This window comes from Chondromyces crocatus (genome assembly GCF_001189295.1).
GTDB classification, from domain to species: domain Bacteria; phylum Myxococcota_A; class Polyangia; order Polyangiales; family Polyangiaceae; genus Chondromyces; species Chondromyces crocatus.
In genome coordinates, this window is the sequence record NZ_CP012159.1 from 1028115 (window position 1) to 1042305 (window position 14191).

General features: G+C 62.7%; 8 protein-coding genes and 1 tRNA gene. 7 read left to right on the top strand and 2 right to left on the bottom strand.

Going from position 1 to position 14191, the window contains the following annotated elements; translation table 11 throughout:
* The first annotated feature begins 49 nt into the window (after window positions 1–49).
* Together CMC5_RS03930 and CMC5_RS03935 are read left to right on the top strand one after the other, a co-directional pair.
* The gene (locus tag CMC5_RS03930; protein WP_169796450.1) at window positions 50–1243 is read left to right on the top strand and encodes a sensor histidine kinase; all 1194 of its coding nucleotides are present in this window, start codon (window positions 50–52) and stop codon (window positions 1241–1243) included.
* A gap of 67 nt (window positions 1244–1310) precedes the next feature.
* A tRNA-Leu gene (locus tag CMC5_RS03935) sits at window positions 1311–1394 on the top strand.
* On the opposite strand, the gene CMC5_RS42020 is transcribed toward CMC5_RS03935, so the two are convergent.
* Window positions 1376–2887, bottom strand: coding sequence for a helix-turn-helix domain-containing protein (locus CMC5_RS42020; protein ID WP_082362227.1), 1512 nt, complete (start codon window positions 2885–2887; stop codon window positions 1376–1378). The genes CMC5_RS03935 and CMC5_RS42020 overlap by 19 nt on opposite strands.
* 258 nt (window positions 2888–3145) lie before the next feature.
* Between CMC5_RS42020 and aceB the strand changes: the two genes are divergently transcribed.
* Window positions 3146–4765, top strand: a complete 1620-nt coding sequence (gene aceB, locus CMC5_RS03940) for a malate synthase A (RefSeq protein WP_050429167.1) — start codon at window positions 3146–3148, stop codon at window positions 4763–4765.
* Between the two features lie 75 nt (window positions 4766–4840).
* Window positions 4841–6166 (top strand): isocitrate lyase, encoded by a 1326-nt coding sequence (gene aceA / locus CMC5_RS03945; protein WP_082363383.1) that lies wholly within the window; start codon window positions 4841–4843, stop codon window positions 6164–6166.
* Here aceA and CMC5_RS03950 read toward each other — a convergent pair.
* Window positions 6135–10388, bottom strand: coding sequence for a protein kinase domain-containing protein (locus CMC5_RS03950; protein ID WP_050429168.1), 4254 nt, complete (start codon window positions 10386–10388; stop codon window positions 6135–6137). The two genes, aceA and CMC5_RS03950, sit on opposite strands and share 32 nt — an antisense overlap.
* A 385-nt stretch (window positions 10389–10773) precedes the next feature.
* Here CMC5_RS03950 and CMC5_RS03955 point away from each other — a divergent pair, with 385 nt between their 5' ends.
* The 3 genes from CMC5_RS03955 to CMC5_RS03965 all read left to right on the top strand — a co-directional run bounded on the left by CMC5_RS03955 (window position 10774) and on the right by CMC5_RS03965 (window position 14189).
* The gene (locus CMC5_RS03955) at window positions 10774–12222 is read left to right on the top strand and encodes a serine/threonine-protein kinase (RefSeq protein WP_082362228.1); all 1449 of its coding nucleotides are present in this window, start codon (window positions 10774–10776) and stop codon (window positions 12220–12222) included.
* 54 nt (window positions 12223–12276) lie between these two features.
* Complete coding sequence (locus CMC5_RS03960) at window positions 12277–12885, top strand: DedA family protein (RefSeq protein WP_050429169.1); 609 nt, start codon at window positions 12277–12279, stop codon at window positions 12883–12885.
* A gap of 158 nt (window positions 12886–13043) precedes the next feature.
* Window positions 13044–14189 (top strand): ABC transporter permease, encoded by a 1146-nt coding sequence (locus CMC5_RS03965; RefSeq protein WP_245678278.1) that lies wholly within the window; start codon window positions 13044–13046, stop codon window positions 14187–14189.
* The last annotated feature ends 2 nt before the right edge of the window (window positions 14190–14191 follow it).

Here is a 14191-nt window from a genome sequence, read left to right on the forward strand (position 1 = left end):
GCACAAACTGCGGTACCCGAGCGGGACAGAGCGAGATAGGCTACGCGGTGTGGCGCATCCGACGCGCGGAGGCAAAACACAGTCCTCGCCTGGGGACAGCGCGTCCTCGGGAACGCCGTCCAGCGGCGTTGGGCCGGTCTTCCCCCTCGAGCATGATCTTGCGGGGACCCTGCACGAGGTCTCCAACGCACTCACCGTGATTCTGGGGTGGGTCGAACGGGCTCGGAGTGCGCGAGGAGAGGAGCTGAGCCGTGCTCTCGACCTCGTTGCCGCTCGTGCCCGCGACGCGCGCCGGATCGTACGTCGCTCGATCGGCGCCGCCGGGTCACCGTATGACACTGCGGAGAGCCCCCTGTCGATTGTCCATGAGCCGTTGCGGCCCCTGCGCATCATCCTCGAAGACGCAGTCACCTCGCTCGATCCGGAAGCATGTCGTGCGGAGACGAAGGTGCTGGTCCGGAGTGATGCCGAGGTCGCTAGCCTCTCCGTGCTTCACGAGAGGCCACTCCTTCAAATTCTGGTGAACCTCCTCCTGAATGCCATCTCGGTGTCTCCTCGGGGAGGGGTGGTGGAGATCACGGCGGAGCGCGACGATACAGACGTCATCTTCAGCGTGATCGACGAAGGTCCGGGGGTCCCGCCGGAGCGTCGCGCCAGCTTGCTGCGGGCAGGCATCACGACGCGGGCAGGAGGCGCGGGGATCGGCTTGCGCTACTCGGCGGCTCTCGCGGAAGCCTCTGGAGGCCGACTCACTCTCGGCTCATCGGAGCGAGGGGCCCGCTTCGATCTTCAATGGCCCATCTTCACGAGCGGTCAGACGGAACCTATTCCGGAGAGTGGTGATGCACCTCTACGAACCCCCCCGCCTGCCAGTGGGGCCCTTCGCCCTGCAGGGAAGGTGCTTGGTGGTGCTCGCATCCTGCTCGTAGAAGATGACGAGGCGGTCGTGGATCTCCTCGACACTGCCCTCTCTGCGCGAGGCGCGAGGATTGTCTGTGTGCGCCGCATGAGCGAGCTGCACGGAGCGTTGGATACAGGGCCCTTCGATGCCGTGTTGCTTGACCTCTCCCCGATCGAGGAGGACGTCCCTGGTGCGATCGCAGCCGTGCAACGCTCCAGTCCAGAAGCTCGTCTGGTTGTGATGTCGGGCACGGGCGGCCTCGTCGACCTGCCGGATGGCTGCTCGGCATGGGTCAGAAAGCCTTTCGAAGTAGGGGAGATCGTAACCGCTTTGGTCACCTGACGGATTGTCGGAGATTCCGTCTTGACATTTTCGGCCAGGGAAGTACCTTCCGTCGCCCTGTCCCTGAGCGAAGGTGGCGGAATTGGCAGACGCACTAGCTTGAGGTGCTAGCGGGGTAACTCCCGTGGGGGTTCAAGTCCCCCCCTTCGCACTGTTCTTGATCTCTGTTTTGGGTGGCGTAAACGTAGGTTTGAAAAGTGGAAGACCTCGTTGCTCTGCAACGGGTGCGTAGAACGAAAGTCCACGTACGTTTTCGTCGATGTGTAGGGGATGTTGTACGGGTGGGAACACCCGTTGCTCACAGTCGAGCCGCTCGCAGAGGCGGCAGGTGACGCCGACTGGGACGGCGGCGTCGAGGGTTTCGAGGTCGAAGCCGTCTGCATAGACGAGCTCTCTGGCGTATTTTACGTCACAGCCCAACCCAATGGACTGAACGGTGTGAGGTGCATGGTACCCACCCCGATCACTACGGACTGTTCGCGCAATGCAGAAGTAAACGGTCCCGTCCGGCATCTTTGAGAGCTGCGTTCGAAGCAAGCCGGGGGTCATGAACGCCGCATGGACATTCCAGCGAGGGCAGGCCCCGCTGAAGCGTGCGAAGCGGATGCCTGAGCCGCTGAAGCGCTTCGAGATGTTGCCGGCAATATCGATGCGCATCAGGTGGAAAGGGACGCCCTCCAGCCCCGCTCGTCGCAGTGTTGTCATGCGATGACATACCTGTTCGAAGCTGGCGCCGAAGCGGTGCGCGAGAAGCTCGACATCGTAGCGCTCTCCGCGTGCGGCTTCGTGAAACGGGCCGTATGGCATCAACAGTGCTGCTGCGAAGTAGTTCGCGAGTGCGACCCGGGCGAGCGTGTGTGACTCGAGGGTTGTCAGTGTCTCGTCGCGCAGGATTTTCTCGAATAGTTCCCCGCAGGTGAGCAGGGCGAGCTGATGCGCGACTTGGAAGCGTCGGCTTCGAGGTGGAAGTACCTCGGAGATGTTGAGTGTCCGGGACTTGAGATCGAACCGGCGCATCGCTCGTCGTTCCTCTGCGACACGAACCAGACGCACTGTGATCCCATGCGCGTCTCGAAGATGACGCACGAGTGATCGAAAAACGTCCTCCTCGTCAAAATGGGCATCCTTCCAGAGCGTCTCAGCTGCGTCCTCGAGCTCGGGGAAATAGTTCAATCGTCGCTGAATGAATTCGCTGACTTCTTCGGAGGGCAATCTGGACGAATCCAGGCCCGTGAAACCATTGACTGCAAGTCGCTCTCCGAGGGCCTCCGCCGATTCACGAGCACGTAGATACTCGCGATAAAGGGTCAGTACTGCGTTTGCCACGCCGGGCGAGCTGATGACGAGATCGCGCAAGTCGTGGTTGGTCAAGGAGTGGCCCTCGAAAAGGGGGTCCCCGAAGGCCTCGAGCAGGTCGGCAGACAGACGAGCGTCCTGCTCTGACGCAGCGAAAGACTGCAGGTCCAGCCGGAACAGCTGTGCGAGCCTGAGCAGGAGAGGGGCTGTAAGAGGGCGTCGATTGTTCTCGATCAGGTTCAGATAGCTTGGAGATATGCCCAGTTGAGCTGCGAGCGCGACCTGCGTCAGCTGCTCTCGACGTCGGAGAGCCCTCACTTTTGCTCCCAGAAGCGGAATCTCATGCATCTGAATCAGCCTCCTCAGCAGTCCGCAGCGGAAAGTGCATTTCGAGCTGGAGTCGCAATGGGTTGTTGAGTGGAGACATCAGCTAGGTGGGCCTCTGCACCCAGCTTAACAGGTGTTTACATGTTGACAATTGGTCAATTATCTTCACGTACAGACTTAACTGTACGTATTTGCACGCGAAGTTGACGAACGGTAGCTCTGTGTAAAAATTGTGACTTGTAACGACGCGGAGCGTTGCGAGTCCTGAGGAGTCTCTCGATGAATCCAGCAAGTCCGACGACCGTCAGCATCCGGGCGCCTCGCATCGCAGGGGACGAAAGGGTACTGACCAAGGAAGCGGTAGAGTTTCTATCCGCGCTGGCTCGCACCTTTACGGCTCGGCTTCGAGAGTTGCTGGAGAACCGTCGGCAGCTTCAGGTGAAGTTCGACACGGGGCATCGGCCGGACTTTCTGCCGCAAACGAAAGGCGTCCGTGAAGGTAGCTGGTCCGTGGCACCCGTTCCTTCCGGCCTGAACGACCGGAGAGTCGAGATCACAGGGCCCGTCGACAGAAAGATGATCATCAATGCGCTCAACTCGGGCGCAAACGTGTTCATGGCGGACTTCGAGGACTCGAACTCCCCCACATGGGAGAACTTGATCTCGGGCCAGATCGCTCTCCAGGAGGCAGTAAGGGGAACGCTTCAGCATCAGGACCAGCTCACTGGCAAGCGTTACGCATTGAACGAGAAGACCGCTGCGTTGATGGTCCGCCCTCGCGGGCTCCACCTTCCAGACGCACACGTGGAGTTCGAGGGGCAACCCATGCCAGCTGCACTGGTCGACTTTGGCCTCTTCTTTTTTCATAACGCGCTCGTACAGACCGCGGGAGGCGCTGGTCCATGGTTCTACCTTCCAAAGCTGGAAAGCCACCAAGAGGCGCGCTTCTGGAACGATGTCTTCCTGTTTGCGCAGCAGGCGGTAGGGTTGCCAGAGGGGACCATCAAAGCCACCGTACTGATAGAAACGTTGCCAGCTGCATTTGAGATGGACGAGATTCTTTACGAACTGCGGCAGCACTCGGCAGGACTCAACTGTGGACGCTGGGATTACATCTTCAGTTTCATCAAGAAACTGCGTAATGACGCGGCGAGCGTTCTGCCTGATCGCGCTCAGGTCACTATGGAGCAGCACTTCTTGCGCTCATACACACAGCTTCTCGTGAAGACCTGTCACCGCAGGAAGGCGCATGCAATGGGCGGAATGGCAGCCTTTATTCCGATAAGGAATGATGCCGAACAAAACAGATTGGCGCTCGAGAAAGTCAGAGCCGACAAACTGCGCGAGGTCATGGATGGCCACGACGGCACATGGGTGGCACATCCAGGGCTGGTACAGCTGGCGGCCGACATCTTTGATTCACATATGCGTGGGCCCAATCAAATCGAGCGGCAGCGAGACGACGTGGTCGTCAGTGCGGAGGACTTGCTCCGAGTTCCAGAGGGCCTTCGCACGGAGAAAGGACTCCGCCATAACATTCGTGTTGGAGTCCAGTACCTCGAAGCGTGGCTGAGAGGGCTCGGCTGCGTTCCTCTCTACAATCTGATGGAAGACGCCGCGACGGCCGAAATTTCGCGTACCCAGGTTTGGCAATGGATACATCATCGGGCCACACTCGAGGATGGGGAAGCGCTGACGCATGAGCGATTCCGTCGCATATTGCGCGAAGAACTCGATGGCCTCAGAGATACGCTGGGTAGAGAGCGATTCGATAGTGGCCGATTCGGCGCTGCGAGCGAGCTCTTTGAACGTCTGTCCACGGGTGAACGGTTCGAAGAGTTTCTCACCATTCCTGCTTACAGTGTGTTGCTCGAAATGACCGAGGGGCAACCCTCGTAGCATTGATTCTCGTTCGTGGTCTCGGATAACAGAACAGTTGTGTCGACACGCGACGCAAATCGCAAGGAGTTCGTCATGTCCGCAGCTTCCCCGCTGAGCATCAATCATTCGGTTTCCCAGCACGGCACGCCGGAGCGACCGGAACAGGACATGTCCTCGTCGAATGGCTCGCTGGCAGGACGTTGGGACGGTATCACTCGACCCTATTCACAAGCTGATGTGGACCGACTGCGCGGAAGCGTGCGGATTCAGCATACGCTGGCAGACATGGGAGCACGGCGCTTGTGGCAGCTCCTGCAGAGTGAATCCTTCGTGCAGGCGCTTGGCGCTTTGAGCGGAAACCAGGCCATGCAGCAGGTCCGCGCGGGTCTCAAAGCCATCTACCTGAGCGGCTGGCAGGTTGCAGCCGACAACAATGAAGCGGGGACGATGTATCCCGACCAGAGCTTGTACCCGGCCAATAGCGTCCCGTCTCTCGTGCGTAGAATCAATCAGGCACTTCTGCGAGCCGATCAGATCGAGCACGCAGAGGGTAAGGATGGACGATACTGGATGGCGCCGATCCTGGCAGATGCGGAAGCAGGATTCGGCGGTCCGCTGAATGCTTTCGAGCTCATGAAAGCCATGATCGAGGCAGGCGCCGCTGGTGTGCATTTCGAAGACCAGCTCGCGTCGGAGAAGAAGTGCGGCCACATGGGTGGCAAGGTTCTGATTCCTACCGGTCAATTCATTCGAACCTTGACGGCGGCTCGACTGGCGGCCGATGTCATGGGGGTTCCTACCCTTGTGGTGGCGCGAACCGACGCAGATAGTGCAAAGCTGCTGACATCGGATATCGATCCTCGAGACCGTCCATTCCTCACGGGCGACCGTACGGCGGAAGGCTTCTTCCGTTTTCAGAGTGGAATCGAGGCAGCCATCGCCCGTGGCTGTGCGTACGCGCCGTATGCCGACATGATCTGGTGTGAGACCTCGACCCCCGATCTGAAAGAAGCACGACAGTTCGCCGAGGGAGTTCACAAGCAGTTTCCAGGGAAACTTCTGGCGTACAACTGCTCACCCTCGTTCAACTGGAAGAAGCACCTCGACGAGGTCACGATCGCCCGCTTTCAGCATGAGCTTGCAGCCATGGGGTATCGTTTCCAGTTCGTGACCCTTGCTGGGTTCCACACGTTGAACTACTCGATGTTCGATCTGGCGCGGCAGTATCTCCGGCGAGGAATGGCGGCCTACTCGGAGCTGCAGCAGGCAGAGTTCGAGGCGGAGAGCGTCGGCTATTCGGCGACGAGGCACCAGCGCGAGGTCGGTACGGGTTACTTCGATGAGGTTGCGCAGGTCATCTCCGGAGGAACGGCGTCGACGGTTGCACTCAAGGAGTCGACGGAAACGGCCCAGTTCTGAAAGCCCGTCGAATCTCGGAGCCATGACGTTGGAGCTGGAGACGCATGGCATTCGGAATGCGTGCAGCCGCCGCGCACGCAATCATATGGGCGTCCAGCGCCAAATCCAGGCGCCCGTGCCGAAGCGCTGCGATGGCGCGAGCTTCGAGAACTTCTACTTGCTCCTGGCCCACCGAAAGGCGCTCCGAGCGCGCATGAAGTTCATCCCATGCTGCGGCGTCGGGGGTGCGGGTCGCCAGATCGATCATGTCCAGCAAGACCTCCTCCGACGGTAGAAGGAGCGCATCCATTCGGCCCAATTCTCGCGCTGCCTCTTGATGTGCGAGAATTTTCTCGAAAATGACTCGCGCTTTGCCTTCATCTCCACCGCCCAGCAACACGCGAGCATCGAGCAGCATCACGATCGGGCGCGCTCTACCTCCTGAGCGTCGGCGCTCTATTTCGGCCGCTCTGGCGACATGCAACGCTGCAGCTTGCATGTCGTCCATCAAGTAGAGACACTCGCCCAGATTGTACTCTCCGACCAGCTCCAGCGCTCCTTGCCCGTATTCACGTGCAATGGACAGGACTCGGGATAGGTCGTGAATCATGCCCTCCTTGTCTCCCCGGCACGCCCGAAGCAGCGCACGGTTGTTGATGGCGGGAGCGAGGTGGAGCATGTCGCGATGAACTTCGCACAGCATGACCGCTCGATCGAGCACCTCCCTCGCATCGTCGAGCCGGGCCAGTCCTTGATAGATGAAGCCCAGCATGAGGAGTGAGACGACGAGGGTTTCGTAGCCCTCCTCTCCCAGGTCAGAGGATTGGGTGACAGCGGCTTCGAGCATCGCGGCTGCTTCCGCTTCACGACTGAAGCGGTGGAATGAGCGCCCGATGCCCAAAAGCAAGCGCGACGCCAATGGGGCGGGCATGGAGGGAAGGGTCTCTCCCCGCCGTCTCGCTTCGTTCACACGAGCCTCGGAGCTACGATACTCCTCCATCCAGTCCAGCGTCGTCGCCTCGTCTAGCAGAATCTCCATCTGTTCGATGGTATCGCCGATGGTTTCCGCAGCTTCGCGTGCAGTGCGTAGGTCCTCGAGGGCATCATGATTTCGCCCTAGCCGACAACGCATGAGGCCACGTCGACGTTGTGCAGCTGCGCGCTCGTTGGCCGCGCCGAACGACTTGTCGGTCGGTGAGCCTCGGACGGAGGATTCGTCGATCTCGCATGGCTCAGTTTGCTCCAGAGACCGAGTGTACAGCGCCTCGGCTTCGACATAGGCGTGCCTGTCCCGCGCCTGATCTGCCAGCCTCATGAAGGCATTGCTCGCAAGTGAGCGCAGTCCTGCTGCCGCCGCATGGTGCGCGCGTGCACGCAAGCTTCTGTCTGCTTCCGGAGCGGTCGCCTGATGATGTGCGAGGGCTGCAAGGTGAATGTGACGCGCCACGGACGGGTCAATCGACTTTGCGATGGCGTCACGCACGAGAGGATGACGAAAGCCGATCCGACCGCTGCGTCGGTCTTGGGCGAGTACTCCCGCGGCCATCAGTCGGCTCGTGGCGACCCTCGGATCGAGGGGAAAGGGCTCCCCCTGTCCGCAACCATCCAACCTCTCGAGCACCCCGACGATGTCGTCGAGCATCATCTCATGTCCGAGCAATGAAATGAGTCGCGCGAATTCCTGTAGAGCTTGAGGCAATGCGTCCAGCTCCGCCCGCGCCAGCCATTCGATGAGGGGCGCGTCGGGCAATCGGTCGAGTTCGTCGGTCGCTACATACCATCCACCCCCACGAGGATGCAGGCGAACGATGCCTTCGCGCTTCAGGCCCAGGACGAGCTCGCTCAATAGCAGCGGTGCGCCTTTCGTCCGGGCAATGAGCAGATCCAGAGCTGGCTCGGGTACATCCTCGACGGGGGCCAGCAAACGTCGACACAGCGCGACTGCACCAGCGCGATCCAACGGGCCGAGCTGGTTGACTTGGCTACAGGCCGCGCCTCGTCCCCAGTTGGGTCTGGCCTGCTCGAAACCAGGTCGTGCGAGGGCGCAGATCCAGAGGGGGGTCTTTGCCGCGGCCTGCGCCGCGTATTCGAGCGCGCTGAGCGCGGCGTCGTCCGCGAGGTGGGCATCGTCGAGGATCACGAACACGGGTCCGCGGGACGTGCGCCGTCGAAGGGCACTTCCTGCGACCATGCTCACGGCAGCGCGTAAGGCGCCTGGGGCGGCCTCCAGAGCCCTCAGCTCCGGGTATGCACCATCGTCATGCGCGCTCCCCATTGTTCCGCTTCCGTCGAGCCACCCGAGTGCACGTGCGACGGCCAGATGTTCGATCGCGTCACCTTCCAGCCGGGCCGAAATCAAGGCGCGCCCACCATCCGAAGGTGCGTGCGCCGGCAGTTCGAGGACGAACTGCAACAGCGCTCGGAGCGTCGGATCGGTGCCCCCTACCAGGGGCTCACGTGCTTGCAGCTCGAGCACCTGAGCGTCGATCATGAGTTGGCTCAGCTGCTGCGCAACGAAAGACGCAAGGTGACTCTTTCCCAGTCCAGCTTCGCCCGTGACTTGAACGATGGTCGGCAGGCCCAACGACGCTGCGGCGCGCGCGCTCTCCAGCAAAGCGCGGACGACGGCTTCTCGACCGAGGAGCGGCTCGTCGAGGAAGTCGCTCGCTTTCTCCTCATCGAGGGGGACAGGGATGGGCTCGGCCCCTCCATCGGAGCACGCTTCGCTGCTCGTCTGATGTGGTCTGATGGAGAGGTGTTTTTCATCATCGTTGACGCCGCCAGCTGGGGTATCGGGTAATGCGGCTGCGGCGTCGGGAGTCACGAACAGAAGGTTTCCTTTACCAGTCGCTCGAGCGATTTCGGGCAGCCGCATGCGTGGGTTCGTGAACAGAGGGCTTATGTAGCGTCTGACTCCTTTTGGACGTCGTTGGACGACGACGGACGCGAGGTCGAGCAGGGCTCGCTGACATACATTGCGCCGTATGAGTTCTCGCGCTGCGCGCAAAGCGCGGCGTGTGGGACTCGAGTTCGGCTCGTGATCGAAGACCGCCACGACATGGCCGCTCGAGGAATGAGCGATGTCTCCCCCTAGAGAGGCCATGCGACGTTGTAAAGACGCGAGGTCGAGCTCCGTCTCCAGAAACAGAACCCCTACCGTCCGACGCTCGAGGCGAGGCGCGCTCGTCGGTCCGCTCGACGGAGCAGCGCTGCGTTCACTCTCAGGGGTCGGAGCGTCTTGCGTCTCCTCGTCCACGCGCAGCGCCCGAGCGAGTGCCATCCGGAATTCGCTGGCGCTGGCGGGGCGCTCCCTGCGGTCCTTGGCCAGTGCCCGCAGCACGACTTCCTCTAGAGCGATGGGAAGCTTCACGCCGGGCCGCAGCCGTGCTGGCCGTCGGCTTCGTTGATCCTCGCGCACCGCAGCGGGAGGACCCCAGAATGGAGGGCGTCCGGCGAGCAGCTCGTAGAAGATCACGCCGACGGCATAGAGGTCGGCGCGACCATCGATGTCTGGACGACCCTCACACTGCTCCGGCGCCATGTACTCAGGTGTTCCCAGCGCAGCGCCCTCGCTCGTCCTTGCGCAGGGCTCTTCGGTCGTGGCGAGCCCGTAATCCACGATGGTTGCACGGAGACGCTCCTGAGACTCGATGATGAAGATGTTTTCTGGCTTCAGATCTCGGTGGACATACCCGCGTGCGTGTACCACCTCGAGGGTCTGTAGCGCCGCATCGACGAGGCACGCCGCCTCCCTGAAGTGGACGGTCCCACCTGCGGCGACCAGACGGTCTGCGAGGGTCGGGCAGCGGATGCTCTCCATCACCACATAGGGCATTCCCTCGGGGAGTCTTCCCCGTGCGTGAACCTGGGGGGCATACGGAGGACCGATGTCTGCGAGGATGGCAGCCTCTTTGACGAGCCGTCGACTTGCCTCGGGCCGATCTTTCCGAGCGATCTTGATGGCGACTTCAGCACCGCCGTCCACGGGGGTCGCTGCGAACACGACACCAAAGCCGCCACCCCCCAAGCGTTGCTGAAGGCGATAGCCACCGAAAGACGGCAGCTCTCCCTCGCACCTCGACGCGGCCGAATACAAGGGGTCGGGGGCTGCCGCAACGAGCTCTTTCTCACGGTGCCCGTGTTCAACGCATCCTCGCTTGGCCATTGTGCGACGACCACAAGCGCGACAGCGGACGCTCTCGATGCCGTTGTCGCCAGATGGGCTGCGAGCCTTCTCTTGCATCTGGGGCACCTCGTTTTCCTGATGCAGATTGACACACCGGGGTCGTACGAGCCCGCTTTGCGGGTACAGACGCAGCCATCGACGAGCGCCCGAGCTGAATTCATCGATCCTGTCACGAGCCGATACGGAGCTTTCGAGCAACGCGCCGATTTCCGGATGGCCTCGACATAACGAGCAGGTTTGTCGTCGAGCGCCGCCGAAAGGAGGAAGCACCAGATGAAGCCATCAGGAGCTTCCTGCAATCGCTCGCGAGGACAGGTACCCTCGCACGTCTTGCTGTCAAAGAGACTACGCTGGATGTCATGCTCCGGCAGAAACCGAAGGTTTTGCGCTGAAGAACTGACTTTGATGTCCGCACCATAGCGATGGGCAGGAGGGGTGGGGGATGGGCTGCGATTTGACGAAGGAGCTGACGGAAGTTCTCGGGTTTCCGCTTGTAGAAGACCTGCCTCCGGGGGGCCGAGCAGGGGACTACGTCATTGACTCACGCATTGCCAGAGGCGGCTGTGGCGCTGTTTATGCCGCGCACCATCATGACGGAAGCGTGGTGCGTGAGCGAGAGGGGGTCGCCCTCAAGGTGTTGCACGCTCGTCTCGCGCTCATCCCGAAGATGGTCGAGCGCTTCGTTCGTGAGATCCACGTCATCCGCCGGCTGAACCACCCGAACGTCGTCGATGTCCTCGATGTCGGTGCACTGGAGGACGGGCGCCCTTTTTATGTCATGGAGCGGCTCGAGGGCATGACCCTCGAGGCGTTGCTTCGATCGGGCGGCAGGATGTCCCCAGATCAGGCGCTGGAGATGCTCGAGCCCGTCTGTGAAGCGCTCCAGGCTGCCCACGAGGCAGGGATCGTTCATCGCGATGTGAAGGCCAACAACATCTTCGTCTGCAACGGTCCCTCTCGCTCGATAAAGCTGCTCGATTTCGGAATCGCCAAGCTCATGGACCCTGGGGAGGGAACAGGTCTCACGACGGCAGGGCGGGCACCGGGGACCCTGAGCATCATGGCGCCCGAGCAGATTCTGGGGGGCGCGATCGACGAGCGCGTCGACGTCTATGCGCTCGGCGTGCTGTTGCACCGCCTGCTCACGGGACGACTTCCCTTCGATGCGACCAGCGCCATGGAGCTGGCCCGGCAGCACCTCGAGGAGCCTCCACCGCGTCCCAGCCAGCGAGCCCCGCTGGCACCAGCGCTCGACGCGCTCGTGCTGCGGTGCCTGGAGAAGCTGCCCGAACGGCGCTTCCCTTCCGTGCGCGCCATGCTTTGCGAGTTGCGGGAGGCGGTGTGTCGTCCCGGAATGACGAGCAAAAGCGTTCCCGAGCTCTCCGTCGATGCGATGGGCGTGCACGTGGTGGTGCGCCTCAACGCGCCCATCGAAGAGATCGACGACGCCCTCGCTGACGACCTGGGGCGGGCCATGGATCTTGCGGAAAGCACGCTCCGGCAAGCGGGGCTCTCCGTGCTCGCCACGGCCGGTGACGAGGTCCTCGGCGTCCGGCTCCTGCCGGGAGGCCGTGGTGAAGAGCGGCGGGCGCGCGCCGAGGCGCTCGCGCTCGCCTCCGAGCTGCACGATCAGCTCGCGGGCCGATCGGGGGCCGATGAGCGGGTTCACGTCAACGTCTGCCTTCATGCAGACCGCGTCGTCGTCCGGAGCCCGCTGGCTCCCGAGATCGTGGGCGGGCCTCTCGCCTGCCCAGGTGCATGGACGCCACAGGAAGATGTCGTCGGGCTCTGCGCGACGCCAGAGGCACTCAATGGTCTGAGTGGCCTCATGCTCGAAGACGGCCCAGGTCGGTTGCTCATCGTTCGTGGACCTGCGGCTCCTCGCGCCTGAGCTTCATCAACGGCTGCGTTCCTGGACTTCACGACGTCACGCCATCAGGCGCTCATGAACCTCGAACACCTGCTTGGGCTCTACGGCTACTGGGCGATCCTCCTCGGCACCCTGCTCGAAGGAGAGACGGTCCTGGTGCTCGCCGGGCTCGCTGCCCATCGTGGATACCTCTCGCTCCCCCTGGTGATGCTCGTCGCGTTCGCAGGGAGCGTGACCGGCGACCAGATCTACTACTGGCTCGGACGACGGCGTGGCATCACATGGCTCCGTCGTCGGCCGACGTGGCAGGTCCACGCCGACCGCGTGCGAGAGACGCTGGAGCGACATCCTGTCGCCATGATCGTGGGCTTTCGCTTCGTGTACGGGATTCGCACGGTGAGCCCCTTCGTGATCGGTGCGAGCGGTGTTCCCGTGGTTCGGTTCATGTCACTGAACGCGCTCGGCGGGGCGCTCTGGGCGACGCTGCTGGGAGGGATGGGCTATCTGTTCGGTGAAGTGGCAGAGCAGGCTCTCGGAACGCTGCGCCATGATGAGGGCTGGCTGTTCGCTGGCGTGTTCTTCGCGGGCGTCGTCGTATGGCTCGTCCGACGTCGGAGGGCCAAAGGCAGGGCCAGCCATCGACTGGACCGGCCCGAGGAAGACCCGCGTCCCACGGATCCATGAGTCCCTCCTTCGACGCCGACGCGTGCTCCCGGAAAGCCTGCGATGCTCCCGGGATGTCGCTTCGGTTGCTGAGCACCCCGGCAGACGCTGAGGAGTGGCTAGATGCCAGCGCGCTCAAGTAGGCTGCGGACCTCGGAGGTGAGGATGTCCGTGGTGGTGTGCTCGATCCAGCTTGTCTCTTCGGCGGCCGGGGCATCGTGAACGAGAGCCGTCGCTGGATGCATCACCTGGGCAGGCCGCTCCTCGTCCCCCTGCTGTCCGTGTTCACCGCGCTCGTCGCGGGTGCGGGCGTGATCGCCATCGCTGGAGGAGATCCGGTGGCCGCGTACGCGGGCCTTGCAGAAGGCGCTTTCGGCTCGACCCGGGCGCTGAGCGAAACGGCGGTGTGGACCACCCCCTATCTGCTCGCCGGGCTGGGAATCGCCTTCGCGTTCCAGGGCGGGCTGTTCAACATCGGCGCCGAGGGGCAGCTCGCGCTCGGCGCAGTCGCGGCAGCATGGGCTGGTTACGGCCTCCCTCTCCTGCTCGGCGCGGCGCTGCCGGCCGTCGTTCACGTGCCGCTCACGCTGGTCGCGGGGGCGAGCGCGGGAGCCCTCTGGGCGGCGATCCCAGGATGGTTGAAGGCGCGTACGGGAGGGCACGAGGTGATCAACACCATCATGCTCAACTACATCGCGCTCAACGCTGTGAGCTATCTCCTCAATGGCCCGCTCAAGGATCCGGCTCCCGGAAACGTCATTGCCCGCACGCCGATGATTGCCGAGGGAGCCCGGATGGGGGTGCTCCTCGAGGGGTTCCGTGTGCACTGGGGCTTTCCGCTCGCTCTCGCCCTCTCGGTCTTGCTGGTCTGGGTGCTGCGGAGCACCACGCTCGGTTTCACCATCCGCACCGCCGGCGCGAGCCCGGACGCGGCCCGGTGTGCCGGCATGAACGTTCCGCGCGCCGTGGTGCTCAGCATGGCCATCTCCGGCGGCCTGGTCGGGCTCGGCGGCGCGATCGAGGTGAGCGCCTTGAACCACCGGCACGAGCTCGGTTTCTCGCAAGGGTACGGCTTCGATGCCATCGCGGTTGCCCTGCTCGGCAGGGCGCATCCGATGGGTGTCGCGCTGAGTGCGCTCCTCTTCGGTGCCATGCGCAATGGCGCGACCCGCATGCAGTACCTCACCCAGATCCCCGCGGACGTGATCTCGGTCATCCAGGCGCTCATCCTGCTCTTCGTGGCGGCCGAGGTCCTCATCCGTCGGCTGTACCGGCTGAGAGACACCACCGCGCCCGTCGCCCTGTCGCAAGGCTGGGGGAGCTGAGG

Bases quoted from the DNA above. Each gene is read 5' to 3' on its own strand.
- CMC5_RS42020 (WP_082362227.1), bottom strand. From the start codon at position 2,887: ATGCATGAGATTCCGCTTCTGGGAGCAAAAGTGAGGGCTCTCCGACGT.
- aceB (WP_050429167.1), top strand. From the start codon at position 3,146: ATGAATCCAGCAAGTCCGACGACCGTCAGCATCCGGGCGCCTCGCATC.
- aceA (WP_082363383.1), top strand. From the start codon at position 4,841: ATGTCCGCAGCTTCCCCGCTGAGCATCAATCATTCGGTTTCCCAGCAC.
- CMC5_RS03950 (WP_050429168.1), bottom strand. From the start codon at position 10,388: ATGCAAGAGAAGGCTCGCAGCCCATCTGGCGACAACGGCATCGAGAGC.
- CMC5_RS03955 (WP_082362228.1), top strand. From the start codon at position 10,774: ATGGGCTGCGATTTGACGAAGGAGCTGACGGAAGTTCTCGGGTTTCCG.
- CMC5_RS03960 (WP_050429169.1), top strand. From the start codon at position 12,277: ATGAACCTCGAACACCTGCTTGGGCTCTACGGCTACTGGGCGATCCTC.